Source organism: Salinibacterium sp. NYA9b (assembly GCF_976973725.1).
The window spans coordinates 785,217-806,564 of sequence record NZ_OZ333476.1 but is presented as its reverse complement, the minus strand read 5'-3'; the positions used below and the strand labels follow the sequence as shown (position 1 = coordinate 806,564).

Annotated in this window: 18 protein-coding genes; 7 read left to right on the top strand and 11 right to left on the bottom strand. The window is 62.0% G+C overall.

The window, feature by feature from the left end; translation table 11 throughout:
• The first annotated feature begins 30 nt into the window (after nucleotides 1-30).
• Complete coding sequence (locus tag ACWFSR_RS03855) at nucleotides 31-1,593, top strand: succinic semialdehyde dehydrogenase (protein WP_197107370.1); 1,563 nt, start codon at nucleotides 31-33, stop codon at nucleotides 1,591-1,593.
• Between the two features lie 29 nt (nucleotides 1,594-1,622).
• Here ACWFSR_RS03855 and ACWFSR_RS03850 read toward each other — a convergent pair whose 3' ends face one another.
• Nucleotides 1,623-2,018 carry a sec-independent translocase gene (locus tag ACWFSR_RS03850; protein ID WP_197107371.1) on the bottom strand — a complete coding sequence of 132 codons (396 nt, stop codon included), beginning with the start codon at nucleotides 2,016-2,018 and terminating at the stop codon, nucleotides 1,623-1,625.
• A 62-nt stretch (nucleotides 2,019-2,080) separates the two neighbouring features.
• Between ACWFSR_RS03850 and ACWFSR_RS03845 the strand changes: the two genes are divergently transcribed.
• Entirely contained in the window at nucleotides 2,081-2,713 is a 633-nt protein-coding gene (locus ACWFSR_RS03845) for an O-methyltransferase (protein WP_197107372.1), read from the top strand.
• A gap of 138 nt (nucleotides 2,714-2,851) precedes the next feature.
• Entirely contained in the window at nucleotides 2,852-5,320 is a 2,469-nt protein-coding gene (uvrA, locus tag ACWFSR_RS03840; protein ID WP_447523104.1) for an excinuclease ABC subunit UvrA, read from the top strand.
• A 138-nt stretch (nucleotides 5,321-5,458) separates the two neighbouring features.
• On the opposite strand, the gene ACWFSR_RS03835 is transcribed toward uvrA, so the two are convergent.
• From ACWFSR_RS03835 to dapE, 3 genes are all read right to left on the bottom strand, one after another.
• A complete protein-coding gene (locus ACWFSR_RS03835; RefSeq protein WP_197107374.1) occupies nucleotides 5,459-5,632 on the bottom strand; it encodes a DUF3117 domain-containing protein in 174 nt (57 codons plus the stop codon).
• A 92-nt stretch (nucleotides 5,633-5,724) separates the two neighbouring features.
• Nucleotides 5,725-6,972 carry a hypothetical protein gene (locus ACWFSR_RS03830; RefSeq protein ID WP_447523103.1) on the bottom strand — a complete coding sequence of 416 codons (1,248 nt, stop codon included), beginning with the start codon at nucleotides 6,970-6,972 and terminating at the stop codon, nucleotides 5,725-5,727.
• The gene (gene dapE / locus ACWFSR_RS03825) at nucleotides 6,954-8,051 is read right to left on the bottom strand and encodes a succinyl-diaminopimelate desuccinylase (RefSeq protein WP_447523102.1); all 1,098 of its coding nucleotides are present in this window, start codon (nucleotides 8,049-8,051) and stop codon (nucleotides 6,954-6,956) included. The genes ACWFSR_RS03830 and dapE overlap by 19 nt, the downstream gene beginning before the upstream one ends.
• Nucleotides 8,052-8,077: 26 nt before the next feature.
• Between dapE and dapD the strand changes: the two genes are divergently transcribed.
• Nucleotides 8,078-9,019 carry a 2,3,4,5-tetrahydropyridine-2,6-dicarboxylate N-succinyltransferase gene (gene dapD, locus ACWFSR_RS03820; protein WP_197125455.1) on the top strand — a complete coding sequence of 314 codons (942 nt, stop codon included), beginning with the start codon at nucleotides 8,078-8,080 and terminating at the stop codon, nucleotides 9,017-9,019.
• A gap of 104 nt (nucleotides 9,020-9,123) precedes the next feature.
• On the opposite strand, the gene ACWFSR_RS03815 is transcribed toward dapD, so the two are convergent.
• The 4 genes from ACWFSR_RS03815 to ACWFSR_RS03800 form a co-directional block, all read right to left on the bottom strand.
• On the bottom strand, nucleotides 9,124-10,419 hold the full coding sequence (locus ACWFSR_RS03815; protein ID WP_197107378.1) for a citrate synthase: 1,296 nt from the start codon (nucleotides 10,417-10,419) through the stop codon (nucleotides 9,124-9,126).
• Nucleotides 10,420-10,518: 99 nt separating this feature from the next.
• Nucleotides 10,519-11,625: a succinyldiaminopimelate transaminase gene (gene dapC / locus ACWFSR_RS03810; RefSeq protein WP_447523101.1), complete on the bottom strand. Its 1,107-nt coding sequence runs from the start codon at nucleotides 11,623-11,625 to the stop codon at nucleotides 10,519-10,521.
• Nucleotides 11,625-11,960, bottom strand: coding sequence for a ferredoxin (fdxA, locus tag ACWFSR_RS03805; protein WP_197107380.1), 336 nt, complete (start codon nucleotides 11,958-11,960; stop codon nucleotides 11,625-11,627). Before fdxA ends, dapC begins: the two co-directional genes overlap by 1 nt.
• Entirely contained in the window at nucleotides 11,957-13,165 is a 1,209-nt protein-coding gene (locus ACWFSR_RS03800) for a PIG-L family deacetylase (RefSeq protein WP_447523100.1), read from the bottom strand. The genes fdxA and ACWFSR_RS03800 overlap by 4 nt, the downstream gene beginning before the upstream one ends.
• 115 nt (nucleotides 13,166-13,280) lie before the next feature.
• On the opposite strand from ACWFSR_RS03800, the gene efeU reads away from it, so the two are divergent.
• The 3 genes from efeU to efeB all read left to right on the top strand — a co-directional run bounded on the left by efeU (nucleotide 13,281) and on the right by efeB (nucleotide 16,653).
• Complete coding sequence (gene efeU, locus ACWFSR_RS03795) at nucleotides 13,281-14,138, top strand: iron uptake transporter permease EfeU (RefSeq protein WP_197107382.1); 858 nt, start codon at nucleotides 13,281-13,283, stop codon at nucleotides 14,136-14,138.
• Nucleotides 14,138-15,310 carry an iron uptake system protein EfeO gene (gene efeO / locus ACWFSR_RS03790; protein WP_197107383.1) on the top strand — a complete coding sequence of 391 codons (1,173 nt, stop codon included), beginning with the start codon at nucleotides 14,138-14,140 and terminating at the stop codon, nucleotides 15,308-15,310. Before efeU ends, efeO begins: the two co-directional genes overlap by 1 nt.
• Before the next feature lie 71 nt (nucleotides 15,311-15,381).
• Nucleotides 15,382-16,653 carry an iron uptake transporter deferrochelatase/peroxidase subunit gene (efeB, locus tag ACWFSR_RS03785; protein WP_197107384.1) on the top strand — a complete coding sequence of 424 codons (1,272 nt, stop codon included), beginning with the start codon at nucleotides 15,382-15,384 and terminating at the stop codon, nucleotides 16,651-16,653.
• 88 nt (nucleotides 16,654-16,741) lie between these two features.
• On the opposite strand, the gene ACWFSR_RS03780 is transcribed toward efeB, so the two are convergent.
• From ACWFSR_RS03780 to ACWFSR_RS03770, 3 genes are all read right to left on the bottom strand, one after another.
• A complete protein-coding gene (locus ACWFSR_RS03780; protein WP_447523099.1) occupies nucleotides 16,742-17,266 on the bottom strand; it encodes a hypothetical protein in 525 nt (174 codons plus the stop codon).
• A 74-nt stretch (nucleotides 17,267-17,340) separates the two neighbouring features.
• Complete coding sequence (typA, locus tag ACWFSR_RS03775) at nucleotides 17,341-19,248, bottom strand: translational GTPase TypA (protein WP_197107385.1); 1,908 nt, start codon at nucleotides 19,246-19,248, stop codon at nucleotides 17,341-17,343.
• 203 nt (nucleotides 19,249-19,451) lie between these two features.
• Nucleotides 19,452-21,254, bottom strand: coding sequence for an ABC transporter family substrate-binding protein (locus ACWFSR_RS03770; RefSeq protein WP_447523098.1), 1,803 nt, complete (start codon nucleotides 21,252-21,254; stop codon nucleotides 19,452-19,454).
• Nucleotides 21,255-21,348 lie beyond the last annotated feature (94 nt).

Here is a 21,348-nt window from a genome sequence, read left to right as displayed (position 1 = left end):
AATTGTGGCGCACGGTCGTAGTGTTGAGTTATGTCGCCACACACAGTCACTTCGCTCATCGGGTCACGTCGCCGCGACACTCTCGTCGCCCAATTGCGGTGCACCACCTCCGACACGGCCACCGTGATTGCGCCCTTCACGGGCAAGGCCCTGCATGAGCTGCCGCAGAGTTCGACCCGCGATGTTCGGGATGCCGCGACATCCGCCCGCCGAGCGCAACGCGCCTGGCAGTCCGCTGGCTTTGCCTACCGTCGCCGCGTGCTGCTGCGCGCCCACGATCTGCTGCTAGAACGCAAGGATGAGCTTCTCGACCTGCTGCAAACCGAGTCGGGCAAGACGCGTGGTCAAGCGTTCGAAGAGATCTTTCAGGCCGCGACAATCACGCGCTACTACGCCGTTTCTGCCGAGCGGGTGTTGGCAACGAAGCGTCGCCGAGCGGGTATTCCGCTGCTGATGTCGACGCGCGTCAGCTACTCCCCCAAGCAACTCATCGGTGTCGTCACGCCGTGGAACTACCCGATCGCCCTCGGGGCAATGGATATCGTTCCCGCCCTCGCTGCCGGCAGTGCCGTCATCCAGAAGATCGACAATCAGGGTGCGCTCTCGATGCTCGCGACCCGCGAGGCCTACATTGACGCGGGCGTCCCCGCCGCCGTCTGGCCGATTGTGGCGGGCCCCGGCGATCAGGTCGGCAACGCTGTCGTCGATAACAGCGACTACATCTGCTTCACGGGCTCAACGCCCACCGGCACCAAGGTCGGCAAGCGCGCCGCCGGACGTCTCATCGGCGCCTCCCTTGAGTTGGGTGGCAAGAACCCGCTGCTCGTGCTCGGTGACGCCGACCCGGTGCAGGCCGCTGAGGATGCCGTCTATGCCTGCTTCGCCTCCATGGGCCAGCTGTGCGTCTCCATCGAACGCATCTACGTGCACAAGTCGATCGCTGCGGAGTTCAGTCGCGAGTTCGCCACGCGTGTGAAGGCGCTCACTCAAACCTCTGCTCTCGACTATTCGGGAGACGTGGGCTCACTCACGTCGCAGGCTCAGCTCGAGCGCGTCCAGGCGCACGTGGAGGATGCCATCACAAAGGGTGCCACCGTGCTCGCTGGTGGTGTTCCCCGCCCCGATCTCGGCCCCTACTTCTACGCTCCGACCGTGCTGACGGATGTCACCGCCGAGATGGAGTGCTTTGCGAACGAAACTTTCGGCCCGGTCGTTGCTATCACGGCTGTCGAGAGCGATACCGAAGCAATTGACCGTGCCAACGACACTGAGTTCGGGCTCAACGCCTCGATCTTCAGTGGCTCCATCGCCCATGCGCGCCGCCTTGCCGATCGCTTGGATGCGGGCAGCGTCAACATCAACGAGGGCTACCGCGGTAGCTTCTCGAGCGTCGATGCGCCGATGGGTGGCATGAAGCACTCCGGGCTAGGGCGCCGCAATGGGCCCGAGGGCATCCTGCGCTTCGTACAATCGCGCACGGTCTCGCAGTCGAACGGCATTCTGCAGTTGCCGCGCTCTGGTGCTGAGTTCGCCGCGATGGCCGGGCTCATGGTGACGCTGTTGGGCGTGCTGAAGTTGCTGCGCCGCCGCTAACCGCGGCTGGTCGCGAGGGAGATGGGGAGCTACGTCGCTTCGTTATCGAAGGGCGCGACTTCGCCGGCCTTCAGTTCAGCTTTGAGTTGCGATTGGCGTTCAGCGAGCGCTGCTTGCCGTTCGGCATAGGCGGCTGAGCGCGGGGGCCGCACTTTAACGGGCGGCGTCTCATCTTCAAGCAGGGCATCGCGGATGATGCGACGCGGGTCGTACTGGCGCGGGTCAAGCTGCTTCCAGTCGATGTCGTCGAAGTCGGGGCCCATCTCTTCACGCATGCGATCTTTAGCGCCATTGGCCATGTCACGCAGCGAGCGGACGAGGCGTGCGAGTTGCGACGCGTAGTAGGGCAAACGGTCGGGGCCAAGCAAAAAGACAGCGATGATCCCAATGATCAGCAGTTTGTCGAATGTGAGACCGAAGGACACCCGTTTAGCTTACCGGTGCCTTCGCTCGCTGCGTCTACAGTTGACACAGCGATAGGAGCAATGTGTCAGACAAGCAGTTGAGTTGGAAGTACGCCGAGGAGTTCGTCGTCGAACCCCCAGAGATCGCTGCGGCGCGCGTGCATTCCAGTGAGCTGGGAATCGAAGCGGTGAGCCCCGCCGTCGGCGCCCAGTTGGCGTTGCTTGCTGCCGCTACCGGCGCCAAGAGCATCATCGAAGTGGGCACCGGTGTCGGCATTAGTGGACTCTGGATGCTCGCCGGCAGTCCCGGCGCTTTGCTCACCACTATCGACTCCGAGATCGACCACCAGCAGGTTGCTCGCTCAGTCTTTGCTGAGGCAGGCATTCAGGCGAACCGAGTGCGCCAAATCGGCGGCAGGGCATCCGAGGTTCTTCCTCGCATGAACGAGTCAAGCTACGACCTCGTGTTTATCGATGCCGACCCACAGTCAGTGATCGAGTATGTCGAGCACGGCCTCCGCTTGGTACGTCCCGGTGGCGTTGTGGCTGTCGCGCATGCCCTCTGGCGCGATCGTGTTCCGGATCCCGCGCAGCGCGATGCCACGGTTTCGAACTTCCGTTCGCTGCTCAAAGAGATTTCTCAGTCGACCGCCGTGATCAGTTCGTTGATCCCCGTCGGCGACGGGCTTTTGCAGCTCACCAAGCTCAGCGACTAACGCGCTCAGCGAACGCTCACTCGGCGTTCAGCATTGTGTCCGTACTGTGGATGAACAATCGCCACCCTGTACGTACACGACAGAGCGCGCGCTGCCGAGGAACTTGGGGTCTCCGCACGCCGTGAGAACGGAGCATCCATGAACAGCAATGATCGTGACGGCTGGGTTCGCGTTCGAGGGGCCCGCGAAAACAACCTCGCCAACATCGACCTCGATGTGCCCCGGGATTGCATGGTCGCCTTTACCGGCATCTCCGGCTCGGGAAAGTCCTCCCTTGCGTTCGGAACGCTCTACGCCGAGGCTCAGCGCCGCTACTTCGAGTCGGTCGCGCCCTATGCACGCCGGCTGCTCAACCAGGTCGGCGCTCCGGACGTCACCGACATCACTGGTTTGCCCCCTGCGGTTGCGCTTCAACAGCGCCGCGGAGCGCCCAGCTCGCGCTCAAGCGTCGGCACAATCACCACACTCTCCAACCTGTTGCGCATGTTGTATTCCCGCGCCGGCACGTATCCCGCTGGTGTCTCGCACTTGTCTGCCGAAGCGTTCTCGCCCAACACGGTGGCCGGCGCCTGCCCGCGCTGTCACGGTCTTGGCGTGGTGCATGACGTCGCTGAGGACCTCCTCGTTCCCGATGACTCTCTCTCGATTCGCGACGGTGCAATCGCTGCCTGGCCCGGCGCCTGGCAGGGCGCGAACCTCAAGAGCATCGTCAACGGCCTCGGCATCGATACCCGCGCGCCGTGGAACTCGCTCAGCCGCAAGGATCGCGACTGGCTGCTGTACACCGAAGAACAGCCCTCCGTCTTTATCCAGCGCGAAGAGGGTCGCATCGATCACGGTTACAACGGCAAGTTCTGGAGCGCCCGCAAGCACATCATGAACGTGCTCTCGCAGTCCCAGAGCGAGCGGATGCGCGAGCGCGCGCTCCGCTTTGTGCAGAGCATGACGTGCCCCGAGTGTGGCGGCAGCGGTCTGCAGGCGAACGCCCTCTCCGTTACCTTCGCGGGGCTCAGCATCGCCGAACTGAACCAGGTGCCGCTCACCGCTCTCGCGGACCGATTGCGAGAAGGCATGGGTCGGGCTGATTCCGAAAGCGAATCGTCCGAAGGCAACGAGGTTGCACATCGCATCGGCGATGACGTGATCGCCCGCGTGGATGTTCTTCTCGACCTTGGCTTGGGGTACCTCAGTCTGGGGCGCAACTCCACCACCCTCTCCCCCGGCGAAGCCCAGCGCTTGCGCATCGCTACTCAACTGCGCTCGGGCCTCTTCGGGGTCGTCTATGTGCTCGACGAGCCCTCAGCGGGACTGCACCCGGCGGATGCCGCACCGCTATTGAAAGTGCTCGACCGTTTGACGGAATCCGGCAACTCTCTCTTCGTCGTGGAGCACGACCTTGACGTCATTCGGCGTGCCGACTGGATCGTCGACATCGGTCCCGGTGCTGGTGAAGGCGGCGGGCAGCTCGTGTACTCCGGCCCCGTTGACGGCCTCAAGGATGTGCCCGAATCGGTCACCGGCCGCTATCTCTTTCCGCAGCAAGCGCAGCCGCTGCGCGAGGTGCGCACCCCGGAGTCCTGGGTGCGCCTCGACAAGGCGTCGCTGCACAACATCCGCGATCTCACCGTCGACTTCCCGCTTGGAGTGATGACCGCCGTCACGGGTGTGTCAGGTTCGGGCAAGTCAACGCTCGTGACCCAGGTACTCGCGCAGGCGGTGCGCTCTCATCTCGGTACTGCTCCGGATGACGCCACCGAAGCGGATGACCAGCCGCACGACCTGACGCTCGAAGACACCACCGGGCTCGACTCTTTCGATCGCCTCGTGCTCGTCGACCAGCGCCCCATCGGACGCACCCCGCGCTCGAACCTCGCGACCTACACCGGAATGTTCGATGTCGTTCGCAAGCTCTTCGCGGCAACCGACGAAGCTCAGAAGCGCGGGTATACCGCGAGCCGGTTCTCCTTCAACGTGGCCGGCGGACGTTGCGAGACTTGCCAGGGCGAGGGCTTTGTCTCGGTCGAACTGCTGTTCTTGCCCGGAACGTACGCTCCCTGCCACACCTGCCACGGGGCGCGCTACAACGACGAAACGCTCGAAGTCACCTACCTTGGCAAGAACATCGCCGAAGTACTGGGCATGACCGTCAACACCGCCGCAGACTTCTTTGCCGGATCCACCTCGGCGCTGCGCAGCCTCGACACCCTGCGCGATGTTGGCCTCGGCTACCTGCGTCTCGGCCAGCCAGCCACAGAACTCAGCGGTGGAGAAGCGCAGCGCATCAAGCTCGCGACCGAGCTGCAGCGCGCCCGTCGCGGCCACGCGCTCTACCTGCTCGACGAACCGACGTCGGGGCTGCATCCTTCCGACACCGAGCTTTTGCTCGCCCAGCTTCAACAACTCGTGGATGCCGGCAACACTGTCGTGCTTGTCGAGCACGACCTCGCCACCATTGCTGCCAGCGACTGGGTGATCGACTTGGGCCCCAGCGGCGGAGACAAGGGCGGCACGATCGTCGCCACAGGAACCCCCCGCGAGGTTGCCGCGGGCGACGGCGCGACAGCGAAGTACCTCAGCGAGTGGATCGGTACCCGAGCAGCGGGCTGACCGCACGCGCCGCGGGCTAACCACAACCATCGCGCGTTAACCACAAAACACCGAACACGAAGTGATCGTGTTCGGTGCTGTGTGTCGACTAGCTTCACGCTGTGAGCGTGGGCCGCCGATTAAGGCTGAGAAGGAAAGCTAGGCGGGAGTAACAACACCCGCGAGTGCGTCATGCAATTCTTTTGCTTCATCGTCGTTTACAGAAACAACGAGACGACCGCCGCCTTCGAGAGGTACACGCACGACAATAAGTCGGCCCTCTTTGACAGCCTCCATCGGCCCGTCACCGGTCCTCGGCTTCATGGCTGCCATAGATAGTCCCCTTTCATCGGTACTACGTTCTATTATCCAGCAAAGACCGCCGATACTGAAACTCTGTCGAGTCATTAACCCCAGGGGTACCCCTAGGGCGGGGTCCAGTCATAGCCATCCACCCACCACGCGAGGTGGATCCAGGCCCACTGTCCTGCAATGCACGCCGCGAGGAGCAGTCCGCGATACACCCGCGACTGCGGCAACGCGAGGGCGCCCGCCAGCGGGAACATGGGCATCAGGAGACGGAATGTGCTCGATTGTGGAAAGAATACGGCCAACAAATACAGCGCATAACTGGCAACCCACAAGCGCAGATCTACCCCGAGGCGTCGCGCAGGATTCGTGAAAAGAAAAACAAAGAAAGCGAGAACACCAGCGACGAGCATCACCAGCAAGAGCCACAGCGGCATCCGCCACCACTGAGCCCAAAATTCGGCCCCTTGGATCCAGGCCGCGAACGGTACCAACTCGCCGTACCCGACGTAGGGCGCCCGCCACGCGAGCTCGGTGTCGGTGTAGGCCGTGAGCGACCCCGTGGTCACCGCTGCGATGAGCAGCCAGGCAAAGCCCATCACGAGGCTGAAGGCAGTTGCCGAGAGTGCAGCAACGCGCTCGCGCAGCGAAAAGTCTTCACTGCGGCGAACCCACCAGCGATAAACCACGTGTAGTCCGAGCGCGAGCGCAAAGGCCAATCCGCTCGGGCGGGTGAGGGACATGACCGCGATCACCGGCAACAGCATCCAGTATTGGCGCTTCATCAACCAGTAGAGCGCCAAGGTGAGCAAGAAGAGATGCATCGACTCGGCGTAGGAGACCTGCAGGATGGCCGAGAGTGGCGCGAAGCAGAAGATGGCGACCGCGAACAGGGCGGTGCCGGCGGGCAACACAAGGTGCATCACGCGGTAGAACAGCAGTGCGGCCCCCAGCGAGAACGCGACCGAGACGATGACGCCCGCCACGGCGAAGTCGAGCGTTGTCAGCGTCATGACGAACCGCACAACGGCGGGATAACCGGGCATGAAAGCCCACGCATTCTCGGCGACGTGACCGGCGTCGGTCAGCGGCAACTCCGAGGGATACCCGGTCAGCGCAATGATGTAATACCAGTGGCCGTCCCAGATTTTCGCGAACGAGAAATAGTCGGGGGCAGGGCCCGTCCACGGGTTTTGCCCTTGGATGGATGCGAACCACAGCAGCAGCGAAGTCGTCACGACCCGCGAGGCAGCAAAGATCGCGATAACGGCGATCCACCAGCGCTCGGGAGCAAGTATCGCGGTTGTTGCGCAGCGCACCGTGGAGGTGAGCGAGCTGGTAGAGGCTAGCGAGCCGTCAGCCACGCCCGCAGTCCCTGCTCGCACGCCACGATCTCACTGGTGGCGACGCGCTCGTCGTCGGCGTGGGCGCGCAACGGGTTACCGGGGCCGTAGTTCACGGCGGGAACGCCGAGTTCAGCGAAGCGTGCCACATCAGTCCAGCCATACTTCGGGGCTGCTGTGCCACCGACCGCGGCGAGGAAGTCACGGGCGAGCGGAGCATCCAGTCCGGGGCGTGCGCCGCCAGCAAGGTCGGTGACTTCGAACTCGAAGCCGGCAAAGACCTCACGCAAGTGCTGGATCGCTTGCTCGGTACTGCGGTCGGGGGCGAACCGAAAGTTCACGGTCACCGTCGCGGCATCCGGAATCACATTGCCGGCAACACCACCGGTGATGCCGACGGCGTTGAGGCCCTCACGATAGACCAGGCCATCAACTTCGTGCTGTTCGGGCTCATAGGCGGCCAGAATGGCCAGCACCGGTGCTGCGGCGTGGATGGCGTTCTCGCCCATCCAGGCACGCGCAGAGTGTGCGCGCAGCCCCGTGAGCGAAATGTCGATGCGAGCGGTGCCGTTGCAGCCGCCCTCCACTGTCGCGTTCGACGGTTCGCCAATGATCGCAAAGTCGCCCGCCATCAGGTCGGGGCGGTTGCGCGCAATGCGGCCGAGCCCGTTAAGGTCAGCGGCGACTTCTTCGTGGTCGTAGAAAATCCAGGTCACGTCAACCGCGGGGTCGGTGAGCTCTGCCGCGAGCTTGAGCGCGATAGCCACGCCGCCCTTCATATCAACGGTGCCGCGGCCTACGAGGTTTTCCTCACCGTCGATCATCTCGAGGGTTGTCGGCAGGTTCTCGTTCACGGGAACCGTATCGAGGTGCCCGGCGATCACGACGCGCTGCGCCTTGCCGCCGTTCGTGCGGGCAACGACGGCATCCGCATCCCGAATCACTTCAAGGTGGCTGAACGCCTTGAGGGCCGTCTCTACGGCATCCGCGATGCGCTGTTCGTTGCCAGAAACCGACTCGATATCGCAAATCTGGCGGGTCAGGTCGGGGCTTGACGCACCCAAATCGAGCACGGGAACGGTGAGATCGGTCGCAGGCATGCACCCAGTGTAAGTAACCTTGATGCATGACTTCGCGCACAGCATGGGGATACGGACTCGCAACAATCGCCAGCGACGGAACAACACTTGACGTGTGGTTCCCCGCTCCGCACCTGGGATCCATCCCTGAGGGCACTGACCCGCACTACACCCCCGCCGATCTTGAAGAGCACTTGGGGGCCGACGAGCGCCGCCGCGTGCGCACCGAATTCGTGACCGTTGAGATCGATTTGGATGCCGCACCGCAGAACGTTGCCGACGCCTACCTGCGTCTGCACCTGCTCAGCCACCTGCTCGTGCAGCCCAACAGCATCAACCTCGACGGTCTCTTCGGCGCCCTGCCGATCGTCGTCTGGACCAACGCCGGCGCGGTGCACCCCGACGACTTCCGCGAACTGCGCGTCTCGCTCAAGCGCCACGGCATCGTCGTGACCGGCATCGACAAGTTCCCACGGATGCTCGACTACGTCCTGCCCGAGCGCGTGCGTATCGCCGATGCCTCGCGCGTGCGCCTCGGCGCCTACCTCTCTCCCGGCACCACCGTCATGCACGAGGGCTTCGTCAACTTCAACGCCGGCACGCTCGGCAGCTCGATGGTCGAGGGCCGCATCTCTCAAGGTGTCGTTGTGGGTGACGGTGCCGACATCGGCGGTGGAGCATCCATCATGGGAACCCTCAGTGGCGGTGGAACCGAGCGTGTCTCGATCGGTGAGCGCGCGCTCTTGGGCGCCAACTCGGGAATCGGAATCGCGATCGGTGACGACACTGTCGTCGAGGCTGGGCTCTACGTCACGGCCGGCACCAAAGTCACCATCATTGATGGTTCGGCGACGCCGCGCCGCGTCAAGGCCGTCGAACTGAGCGGAGTCAACGGACTGCTATTCCGCCGTAACTCTGTGACCGGCGCCGTCGAGGTGCTGCCTCGCAGCGGCAGCGGTGTCGAGCTGAACACCGCACTGCACGCCTAACGATCCGCGCTGTGCGGTCCGCTCATCCGAACCGCACGCCCCCCAAACACGAACGGCCGGTTCCCCGAGGGGAACCGGCCGTTCGTCGTAAAGCTGCTGGTGCGCTAGCGCTGCGGCCAGTCGCGGGCTGCAGGGCCCGTGTAGAGCTGCTGCGGGCGACCGATTTTGGTCTTGGGGTCCTGGTTCATCTCGCGCCAGTTGGCGATCCAGCCCGGCAGACGACCGATGGCGAAGAGCACCGTGAACATGCGTGGCGGGAAACCCATTGCCTTGTAGATAACACCGGTGTAGAAGTCGACGTTGGGGTACAGCTTGCGCTCGATGAAGTAATCATCGGCCAAAGCGACCTCTTCGAGTTCACGAGCAATATCGAGCAGCGGGTCGCTGACGCCCAAATTGGCGAGCACCTCATCCGCACTCTCTTTGACGAGACGTGCACGCGGGTCGAAGCTCTTGTACACGCGGTGGCCGAAGCCCATCAGGCGCACGCCGTCTTCTTTGCGCTTCACACGATCAACAAACTTCTGAACGCCTTCGCCCGATTCTTGGATCTCGCCAAGCATCTTGAGAACGGCTTCGTTGGCACCACCGTGAAGCGGACCGTAGAGAGCATTGATACCGGCGGAGATCGAAGCGAAAATGTTGGCTTCGGTCGAGCCGACCAGGCGCACCGTGGAGGTGGACGCGTTCTGCTCGTGGTCTTCGTGCAAAATTAGCAGGCGATCGAGCGCCTTGCTCAGCACGGGGTTGACCTCGTACTCCTCGGCCATGTTGCCGAAGTTGAGCTTCAAGAAGTTGTCGACAAAACTCATCGAGTTGTCGGGATACAGCAGTGCCTGACCGAGTGACTTCTTGTGAGCGTAGGCCGCTATGACGGGCAACTTTGCCAGCAAACGGATGGTCGAGATCTCGACCTGCTCGGGGTCACGCACGTCGTGCGAGTCTTCGTAATAGGTCGATAGAGCCGACACCGCACTGGAGAGCACTGACATGGGGTGCGCGCTCGGCGGAAGGGCGTCGAAGAAGCGACGGAGGTCTTCGTGCAGCAGAGTATGCCGACGGATCTTCTCATCGAACTCTTCGAGCTGCGACTTCGACGGCAGTTCACCGTAAATCAGCAGCCAGGCTACTTCGAGATAGGTGGAGTTGGCCGCGACATCTTCGATCGCATACCCGCGGTAGCGCAGGATTCCACGGTCGCCATCGATGTACGTGATCTCACTGCGGGTTGACGCAGTGTTCACGAAACCTTGATCAAGCGCCGTGTATCCGGTCTGCTTCATGAAGGTGGAGATATCGATGCTGTTGTGACCATCGACCCCACGGATAATGGGAAATTCTGCAGCACCGCCCGGAAAGTGGAGGGTGGCCTTCTCTGGGTCTTGAGGGGCTTCATTCACCGCTACAGCCTACAAGGGTTGAATGGCCACTGTCACACCAACCAACCAAACCAGACCGGTTTTAGAGGTCAACGACAAGGCCTTCGCCGGTTAGTGCACTTAAGCGAGCAAATCGAGGCGAGCGACCGCGTCAGCAATAGTGTCGTCACTCGCGGTGAGCGCGATTCGCACGTGTCGCGCAGGGCTCTCGCCGTAGAACGAACCCGGGACCACGAGGATGCCGGACTGCGCCAAATCTCCGACCGTCTGCCACGAGTCTTCGTACTTTGTGGCCCACAAGTAGAGGCCTGCAACGCTATCGTCCACGAAGAATCCCGCCCGGTTCAAAGCGGGCAGCAGCTTGGCACGACGTGCACGATAGAGCTCCCGTTGGGCGGCAACGTGGGCGTCATCCTGAAGGGCGGTGACCATCGCGGCTTGCACGGGGCCGGGCACGAGGAGTCCGACGTGTTTGCGCACGGCGAGTAGCTCTGAGATGAGCCCCGAGCATCCGGCCACAAAAGCGGCACGGTAGCCGGCCAAATTCGACTGCTTACTGAGCGAATACACCGCAAGCACTGACGACCGATCGCTGCCAATTACCTCGGGATCGAGAATGGATGGCGTGGGGTCGGGGCCATTCCAGTTGAGTTCGGCGTAGCACTCGTCTGAGGCGATCACCGCACCCAATTCGCGAGCGCGGGCAACAGCAGCGCGCAGCTGTTCAACGTCAGCCACACGGCCATCAGGGTTGCCTGGGCTGTTCAGCCAGACGAGAGCAGTGTTTTCGGGCCACGATGCCGGGTCGTCGGATGCCACAGCAGTAGCGCCAACCATGGCCGCCCCAATGGCATACGTCGGGTACGCAACCGAAGGATGCACGACGACGTCGTCTTTGCCGAGCCCCAGCAGCAGCGGCAGCAGTGCCACCAACTCTTTGGAACCGACGGTCGGCAGAATATTGTTGACGGTGAGCCCTGGCACACCACGGCGGCGCTCGAACCACTCCACGATGGCCTCGCGCAGCTGAACTGTGCCCATAGCGGTGGGGTAGGCGTGAGCATCCGTGGCCGTCGCCAAACTGTCGCGGATAACCGTGGGGGTGGGGTCTACCGGTGAACCGACAGACAGATCAACGAAGCCGTCGGGGTGAGTGCGCGCAATCGTGCCGTACGGCACAAGCGAATCCCAAGGAAAATCGGGGAGAGCCAACGGCGTGCGCGCCATTAGTCTGAGGACCCGCCACCCTCAGGCAGGGCCGCAATGAGGGCATGATCCTTGGGGATCACACCGACCTTTGCTGCGCCGCCGGGCGAGCTCACCTCGAGGAGATCAAAAAACTCAACGTTGGCCTTGTAGTAGTCGGCCCACTTATCGGGCAGGTCATCTTCGTAATAGATGGCCTCAACCGGACACACCGGCTCGCACGCACCACAGTCAACACACTCATCCGGGTGGATGTAGAGCATGCGGTCGCCTTCATAAATACAGTCGACTGGGCATTCATCTACACACGCGCGATCCTTAAGATCGACACAGGGCTGAGCGATGACGTAGGTCAAGAGATATCCGCACCTTTCACGGGAGAGTTCAACTCAATGTTAGCGCGGCTCGCCGACGAAACCTGACGGTTCACCCGAGGCCACCCCACCACAATGAGCACCACAAGCACCGGCGCAAAGGTCCACACGTAACCCGCAACATTTGCCGGGATCAAAATTGTTCCGCCTGGCATTGCCGTAGCCAAGATTGCCGACATCACCAGAACACCGAGCGAGGCAAAACCTGCCGCGACTCGGGTGTCATAGATCAAGCGCAGGCCCAGAATGAGCGCCGTCACGAGCGTGACAGACACCACAATTCCCCACGGCACACGAACATTGCCGATCGTGAACGCCGACTGATGCACCGCGGTCAAGACGAGACCGACCAATGCGCCCAAGGCGAGCGACACCAGCGCCAAGATGACGCGCTCCACACGGCTGCGTTCGCCAATCACCAATTCGCGGCGACGCAAGCGGCGCAAATATTCCGGAGGCGTCGAGACGCTCTCCCCCACCGGCACCTCATTGCGATAAATCTCGGTAGCCCGGCGCTTGAACGCGAGCGCCGTTGCCGACGACACCGCCACGCCACGATCAACAGGAACAGCGGATGCCGTATAGAAAGGCACCCCCGCAAGCTCTGTCGCCAACACCGTGGCCTCGTGCACGAGCAGCGCCTCAGCGCCGCGCGCCGTACCGCTGGACTCCTTGGCGTAGCTCACGACGACATCCGGCTTCAACGAGGTGATCGCTGCAGCGAGGTCAGACGCGAGAGCGCGGGCGTCGAGCTTGCTGAACTGGCGACCGTTGTCTTCACGCAAGATGTGGTGAGAGGTAATGCCAAGAATTTCGCGGACAACCTCATCGACGGAAACCGCCGTGCGTTCCCCGGTGTCGGTGCGGGTGTCAGCGTCGGTGTCGGTGTCCGCATCCGCATCCGCATCAGTAGCGGAGTCAGCAACGGCGGTGTTCGCTTCAGCGCTGCCGCCCGTCGCGGCGCTTAAGGCCACAGAACCAGGCACTGCGGCGCCGTGCGAGACCGTCTCTGGCACGCTTCCGGTCGAGGGCGATGCCTCAATAGCGGCGGTCGCGTTGTTGCTGCAGCTGAGCACAATGAGTTCAGTGCCACGCTGAACAAGCGTTGCAATGGTGGCGCCGAAGACGTACGCCTCATCTTCTGGGCGTGCGGCAACAACCAATACCCGTTGTGCGCGATCTTTCACGGCCATTCCTCCACCATTTATTCTGCAGTAGACAGAATAAGCACAGGTAGCCGAATTAGGGTTGCTTAGGTTAGGCTTACCAACCTGTCCAGAACTCAATCGACAAGAGAGTCTCGTGCTCGCAAACTTCCTGATCGGCCTACGAGAAGGCCTTGAAGCCGCGCTTGTGGTTGGCATTCTCATCGCCTACGTTCGCAAGATCGATCGCACCGATGTACTCCCCCGCATCTGGCTCGGAGTGGCTATTGCCGTCGTGTTGTCCCTCGGCCTCGGTGCGAGTCTCACGTTTGGCGCCTATGGCTTGTCATTCCAGGCTCAAGAGCTCATCGGCGGCATCCTCTCTATCGTTGCGACCGCCTTTGTCACGTGGATGATCTTCTGGATGCTGCGCGCAGCACGCGGCCTCGGTCGCGAACTGCGCAGCGAGGTTGATTCTCATCTCACGGGCGCCGGCTGGGGTCTCGTTCTCGTCGCGTTCCTCGCGGTCGGTCGCGAAGGTATCGAAACCGCCCTCTTTATTTGGGCAGCAGTGCAGGCGAGCGGCTCGACCGCACTCCCCCTCACTGGCGCAGCACTCGGCATCGCTGCCGCAATCGTGCTCGGCTACCTCATCTACCGCGGCGTCGTCAGCATCAACCTCACTCGCTTCTTCACCTGGACAGGCGCGATCCTCATCATCGTCGCCGCCGGCGTGCTCTCCTACGGTGTGCATGATCTGCAGGAGGCTGGCGTGCTGCCGGGCCTGCACGCGCTCGCTTTCGACGTCAGCGCGGCTATCCCGCCCGACAGCTGGTACGGCACTTTGCTCAAGGGCACGCTCAACTTCTCCCCCGCAACCACGTGGCTCGAAGCCGGTGTGTGGCTCGCCTATGTCGGGGCTGTCATGACGATTTTCATCCGCACTGTTCGCGGCAACAAGCGTGCTGACAAGCCGCTGCTGCCCGAAGCACACCTCAGCACTCAAGGAGCCTGATGACCACCCGCCCCACCCGCTACGGATTCGCCGCGGCGGCAACTGTCGCCGCGCTCGCTCTCACCGGCTGCGTTGCTAACAGCACCGAAGCCACCGCCGACAACACAATCACTGTCGACAGCAGCGCCACGGACTGCGCCGTGAGCGCCAGCGAAGCGCCAAGCGGCACCCTTGTCTTCTCCGTCACGAACTCCGGTGACCAGGTCACCGAGTTCTACCTGCTGGCGGATGACGGGCTGCGCATCGTCGGCGAGGTCGAGAACATCGGCCCCGGCATCAGTCGCGATCTCGTCGTACTGGCTCAACCGGGTGACTACTTCACGGTCTGCAAGCCAGGCATGATCGGCGAGGGAGTTGGCACGGCCGCGTTTACGGTCACCGATTCGGGTACAGATTTGTCGTTCAGCGGTGACACTGCCGAGCAAATCGCCGCGGCTAACGCCAATTACAAGAGCTACGTCAAGGATCAGATTGAGAATCTCGTCGTAGGCACAGAAGACTTTGCTGCCGCGTACATCGCGGGCGACGATGACGCTGCTCGCGCTCTCTACGCCCCCACGCGCGTGTTCTGGGAGCGTGTCGAAACAGTCGCTGAGTCGTTCGGTGACCTCGACCCCCGCATGGATCTGCGCGAAGCCGACCTTGAAGACGGTCAAGAGTGGACCGGCTGGCACGCCATGGAGAAAGACCTCTGGCCTGCGGATGCCGAAGCCGGCTTCGAACCCTACGACCAGTCCAAGCGTGAAGCGCTTGCGTCGCAACTCGTCGAAGACACCAACACGCTGTACAACAACGTGCAAGATCTTGAGTTCACACTCGACCAGCAGACCAACGGCGCCATCGGCCTCCTCGACGAGGTGGCCAGTGGCAAGGTGACCGGAGAAGAAGAGTTCTGGTCGCACACCGACCTCTGGGATTTCCAAGCCAATATTGATGGCGCTCGTGTGCTCTACGACGGCGTTCGCGACATCCTCGTCGCCAAGGATGCCGATCTTGCGGCCACCCTCGACGCGGAGTTCGACGAGCTGCAGGTATTGCTGGATGCCCAGCGTGAAGGCGATGGCTTCCGCCTCTACACTGAGCTGTCCACGAGCGAAATTCGCGCGTTCTCCGATCAGGTGAACGCACTCGCCGAGCCCCTGTCCCGTCTCACCGCGGTGCTGGTGCTCTAACTCCACTCCGCCCCTCCCTGGCCGCTGCAGACAGCAAGCGCCGCCCACCACCCCACACCGAAAGAACTGCAATGCCGACAGATGACACCAAGGGTCTCTCCCGCCGCGGCCTCCTCGGGCTCGCCGGGGCTGGTGTCGTGGGTGCCGGACTCGGCGTTGGTGGGGCTTTCGCCTTCGGCGGCGGTGACGGCTCGTCGACGACGGGCAACGATGTCGCCGCGACCTACCCGTTCTTCGGCGATCACCAATCGGGCATCATTACGCCGGCTCAGGATCGACTGCACTTCGCCGCCTTTGACGTCAATGACATCTCTCGCGACGAACTCATCGAATTGCTTCAAGACTGGAGCTACGCCGCCGCGCGCATGACTACCGGCGAAGCCGCAGGCGACTACGGCCCCGCGAGTGGACCCTACGATGCGCCACCGGATGACACGGGCGAAGCCCTCGACCTGCCACCGGGTGGTCTCACGATCACTTTCGGGTTCGGCCCCGCCCTGTTCGATGACCGCTTCGGGCTCGCCGGCAAACGACCAGCAGCCCTCATTGACCTCCCCAAGTTCCCCAGTGACGCTCTGCTGCCCGAACTCGTCGGCGGTGACCTCTGCATCCAAGCGTGCAGTGACGACCCGCAGGTCGCCGTTCACGCGATCCGCAACCTCTCGCGCATCGCCTTTGGCCGCGCCACATTGCGCTGGTCTCAGCTCGGCTTCGGCCGCACCTCGTCAACAACGCAAGCGCAGAAGACGCCCCGCAACCTGTTCGGCTTCAAAGACGGCACTGCAAACCTCCGCGCCGAAGATACCGACGGCGTGAATGAACATGTGTGGGCGGCATCCAACGATGGAACCTCGTGGATGACCGGCGGCTCCTATCTCGTCAGCCGAAAGATTCGCATGACCATCGAAACGTGGGACCGCACCTCGCTCCGTGAACAAGAGACGATCTTCGGGCGCACCAAGGGTGAAGGCGCACCGCTCAGCGGCGGTTCCGAGTTCACCGACCCCGACTTTGAACAGGCTGGTCGCGATGATGCGCCGCTGATTGACGAGAATTCACACATGAAGCTCGCCCACCCCGACACTCACGGCGGCGCACAAATTCTGCGACGCGGCTACAACTTCGTCGATGGCAACGATGAGCTCGGGCGCCTCAACGCTGGCCTGTTCTTCATCAGCTTCCAGCGCGATCCCGAAACCCAGTTCGTGCCGATTCAGCTTGCGCTCTCCCGCAACGACCTCATGAACGAATACGTGCGTTACGTCGGCTCAGCGATCTTCGCCGTGCCGCCAGGGGCGCACTCGGGCAGTTTCATCGGAGCTGGGATGTTCGACCTCGCCTAACACGGTCGACCACCGCCGCTAGGCAGCCAGCCGTCGGGCTTGCTCGCCCTTCCGACCACTGACCTTCCGAGCTCTGTGCCGAAGTAGCCTATTCGCCCATCGAAGCGGGCGCGACAGTGTAGTTCGCGGTGTAGCCATCATCGGTGTGCGCGACGAGGACGACGACATTCCACGAATCGTTTGAGAAGAGAACCGAACCGGCACCATCAGCACCGCTGGCTTGCACTTGTGACTCGTAACCGGCATCCGCAAATTGCGTTTCGATGGCATCGAGGGGCGATTCAGTGCCCGTCAAGATGGTGATGTTGTAGCCGCGGTTATCTCCGTCGCCGGCAGCAATACCAAACTGCACTTCGCCGGCGGCCAGTGGCACCGCGCTGGGGAAGCCCTCGGGAACCTCATCGCCGCCGAGGCTCACTTTGCCGCCCGTAGCCTGTTCCACGATTCCACCGATGGGGCTATCGCCGAAACAGCCCGATAGCGCTGGCGTAATGGCCAAGGCCAGAACGAGGGCGACGGATGCGCTAACACTGCGGCGGGCGCTCAACATGACTAACTCCAGAAGTGACGCGATGGTGCGGCTGAATGCGCCGTTAACCAACGATGCAGCCACGATCAGGATGACCGTAGCTGCATCGTACTCCGCGCAGATTGCTGACTCATGTGAGCCTGCTGCGAGAAGAAAGGTTAGGCGTTTTGCTTCTTCATACGCGACGTGCTGCGTGCGCGAGCGTTGGCATCGAGCTCGACCTTACGGATTCGCACGAACTCCGGAGTTACCTCTACGCACTCGTCTTCGCGAGCGAATTCGAGGCACTCTTCCAACGTGAGCTTGCGCGACGGAGTCATACGCTCGAACGAGTCCGAGGTCGACTGGCGCATGTTGGTGAGCTGCTTTTCCTTAGTGATGTTGACGTCCATGTCGTCGGCTCGTGAGTTCTCGCCAACAACCATGCCTTCGTAGACCTCCTGCGTGGGCTCAACGAAGAACGACATGCGCTCCTGCAAAGCAACCATCGCGAACGGAGTAGCCGCACCGGCACGGTCAGCGACGATTGAGCCGTTGACACGGGTAAGAATTTCGCCGGCCCACTGGTCATAGCCGTGCGAGACCGCGTTGGCGATACCAGCACCGCGGGTGATGGTCATGAACTCGGTGCGGAATCCAATGAGACCACGCGAAGGAACAACGAACTCCATGCGAACCCAGCCGGTGCCGTGGTTGCTCATGCCGTCCATGCGGCCCTTGCGGGCGGCGAGAAGCTGAGTGATTGCACCCAAGTACTCTTCTGGAGCGTCGATCGTGAGGTGCTCGAACGGCTCGTGAAGCTTGCCGTCGACCCGCTTGGTAACTACCTGAGGCTTACCGACGGTGAGCTCGAAGCCTTCGCGACGCATCTGCTCAACGAGGATGGCGAGAGCAAGCTCTCCACGACCCTGAACTTCCCAAGCATCCGGACGACCGATGTCGACGAGCTTGAGCGAGACGTTACCGACGAGTTCGCGGTCGAGACGGTCCTTGACCATGCGAGCGGTGAGCTTGTGGCCCTTGACCTTGCCGATGACCGGCGAGGTGTTGGTTCCGATGGTCATCGAGATTGCGGGGTCGTCGACCGTGATGGTCGGCAACGGGCGAACATCGTTGGGGTCACAGAGAGTTTCACCAATGAAGATGTCCTCGAAGCCTGCAACAGCGACGATGTCGCCGGGGCCGGCGCTTTCGGCCGGGTAACGGTCGAGAGCCTTCGTGATCATGAGCTCGGTGACGCGCACGTTAGCGACGCTTCCATCGTGCTTGACCCAGGCAACAGTCTGGCCCTTCTTGATGGTGCCGTTGAAGACACGCAGAAGAGCAAGACGGCCGAGGAACGGCGAGGAGTCAAGGTTGGTAACCCAGGCCTGCAGGGGGTGCTCGTCGTCGTACGACGGTGCGGGAACGTGCTTGAGGATGGCGTCGAACAAAGGCTCAAGGTCATCGTTGTCAGGCAAGGTGCCGTTCTCGGGCTTGTTCCAGCTCGCAGCACCGGCACGGCCGGAAGCGTAAACGATCGGGACATCAAGAATGGCGTCCAAGTCGAGGTCGGGAACGTCGTCTGCCATGTCGCTCGCGAGGCCGAGGAGCAGGTCCTGGCTTTCGGCAACAACTTCGTCAATGCGCGCATCCGGACGGTCAGTCTTGTTGACCAACAGGATCACGGGAAGCTTGGCTTCAAGAGCCTTACGAAGAACGAAGCGAGTCTGCGGAAGCGGGCCCTCACTGGCGTCAACGAGCAGAACAACACCGTCAACCATGCTGAGTCCACGCTCAACCTCGCCACCGAAGTCGGCGTGGCCGGGGGTGTCGATGACGTTGATCGTGATGGGACCATCGGTGGCGTACTTGCCGTTGTACGAAATCGCGGTGTTCTTCGCGAGAATCGTGATGCCCTTTTCGCGCTCGAGCTCGTTCGAGTCCATTGCGCGCTCTTCGAGGTGCGCGTGCGCTTCGAACGAGTTCGTCTGGCGAAGCATCGCGTCAACGAGAGTTGTCTTTCCGTGGTCAACGTGGGCAACGATTGCTACGTTGCGCAAATCGCTGCGAGTGGCCATAGCCATAGCAATATTCCTTAATTCATTGGAGGCTGTGCGGTCTTTCACCGCAGACGCTGCGCAGAAATTCTCGGCAGCAGATCGGCGGCCTGATGCCACCGGGTAAAGATCTTGGGAGGGCGCAGAAGATCATTCAGAGTATCCTGCTCCACCAGTTTACCCTGTTTGACAAGATTTATCGCAGCCGCCCCATAAGGGAGTCGAAAATGCTAAGGCTTCCACTCCCACACGTTCCACCATACGCCTGGATTCAGCGACGATAGCGAGACGTCAGCAACCCGGTCTTGGTCGAACGCGATTGTGGTGGGGTATTGAAATAACGGCATTCCATAGGATGCACTCCACAGCGCAGCATCCGCCGTCTTCAGGGCGTTCGATCGCCCTTCGTCATCGAGGGCGGGGTCAGTCGCATCGGCGATCAGCGAATCGACCGTTGGATCCGAAAAGTAATTGAGGTTGGCATAGCCATCGGTGCCGTAGATAGCCGCCGAAAGACCTACGCCGGGGCGAGGATTCTGCCAGCTGAATAGCGCTGCATCGTACGCACCGGGGGTGCCGAGTTGGTCACGCCAGTCATCAGTCGAACAATCACTCACCACGAAACCCGCCGCCTTGGCAGACTCGGCAATGAACGCGTACTCGGCGGCACGCATGTCGTCGGCGGCGTCATAGAGGATGCATACGGCAGGCTTCGAGACGCCCGCTTCGGCAAGGAGTTCTTTGGCGCCGGCAATGTCTGGCTCGACGAAGTCGGCGGAACCGTTAGCGGCACGCGCGCTGCGATAGTCCTCATCGCCGGGAGCGAAGAGGAATGAGTCACGCGGCGTTGCTCGGGGATACAGCTCCCCCAGCGCAGTCTGAACAACTGCGGCGCGCGGCACCGTTGCGAGGAAGGCTTGACGCACGAGCGGGTCGTCGAAGGCGCCACTCTTTGATTCCGCGAATTGCAGGTCAAGGTGTTCAAAGCTATCGGTGGTGCCATCGATGACGGTGGCGTTCATCGTCGCGAGAGCATTGCGCACATCCTGATTCATCGTCGGCACTGCCACTTGCACAGCACCGACAAGCAACGCCTGTGCCTGCGCGAGCGGATCGCTCATGAACCGAACGCGAATCTCCTGAAACGTCGGCTCGCGCATGCCGCTGTAGTTTTCATTGGCACGGAGCGTCACGTATTGATTCGCCACAAAATCTGAAACTACGTACGGCCCGTTCGAGACAACAAGGCTTTTGTTCGCGGGCATGCCTTCGAAATTGAAGACGGTATTCCAGGTGCGAGCAATCGCGGCAAGATCATTCTCATTGCCCTCACTAATGGCCGAGAAAACGCGCTCTTTCGCCGCAATCGAGTCGTCACTAGCAAACGCCATCATGCCAACAACATGAGCGGGTTTGGCGGCAGACTCCGCACCAAAGAAGGCAGATTGCCAGTTGGCTGTCGGTTCATCGAACACGAGGGTGAGCGACATCCGGTCGTCGCTCATCTGCGGCATTTCAGTGACGAGAGCGATTCCGGTATCTCCCGTAGCGCTCGCGTCGAACAGCACGCGGTCATCCGAACGATCTATTGGCGCCCCGGTTTCGGGATCCACCGTGCTTGCGGCATCCGCATCAGGGGCATTAAGCGCACCGGATGTCGCAGCCCACTCGAGAAGCAGATCAACGGCGTCCACGGCGGAACCGTCTGACCAGCGCACGCCGTCAGACACCGTGTAGGTCACCGCGAGGGGGTCATCGGAGACCTTCTCGAAGTGGCCAAAAGACTCATCGCGCACAAGCGCTGACGTGTCATCAAAATAGGTGAAGCCTGAGCCTGTGGCATAGGCGATCGTCGCGTTGGTGTCACTCGCGCCAAAGGACGTTGACGGGTTTCCCGACGTATAGGGGTGGGTGACCGCGACGGTGAGCTCAGAGCCTTCGATGGTGGGCGATTGCTGAGGAACACAGCCTGCCAACACCAATGCTGCGGCGGCGGCAACAGCAAGGCTCGCCGTAATTCTTGTGGCGCTCACGAAACCCCTCCTGCACACGGACACACAGCGCGCGGTGGCACGCTAGAAACGAGTCTAAGTCAGAAGGGCCGCTCCCCGAGTGGGGAACGGCCCT

Coding starts and splice junctions, on each gene's coding strand:
- dapC (WP_447523101.1), bottom strand. CDS start 11,625: ATGGCGCGCACGCCGTTGGCTCTCCCCGATTTTCCTTGGGATTCGCTT.
- typA (WP_197107385.1), bottom strand. CDS start 19,248: ATGGCTATGGCCACTCGCAGCGATTTGCGCAACGTAGCAATCGTTGCC.
- ACWFSR_RS03855 (WP_197107370.1), top strand. CDS start 31: ATGTCGCCACACACAGTCACTTCGCTCATCGGGTCACGTCGCCGCGAC.
- efeO (WP_197107383.1), top strand. CDS start 14,138: ATGACCACCCGCCCCACCCGCTACGGATTCGCCGCGGCGGCAACTGTC.
- dapE (WP_447523102.1), bottom strand. CDS start 8,051: ATGCCTGCGACCGATCTCACCGTTCCCGTGCTCGATTTGGGTGCGTCA.
- efeB (WP_197107384.1), top strand. CDS start 15,382: ATGCCGACAGATGACACCAAGGGTCTCTCCCGCCGCGGCCTCCTCGGG.
- dapD (WP_197125455.1), top strand. CDS start 8,078: ATGACTTCGCGCACAGCATGGGGATACGGACTCGCAACAATCGCCAGC.
- uvrA (WP_447523104.1), top strand. CDS start 2,852: ATGAACAGCAATGATCGTGACGGCTGGGTTCGCGTTCGAGGGGCCCGC.
- ACWFSR_RS03835 (WP_197107374.1), bottom strand. CDS start 5,632: ATGGCAGCCATGAAGCCGAGGACCGGTGACGGGCCGATGGAGGCTGTC.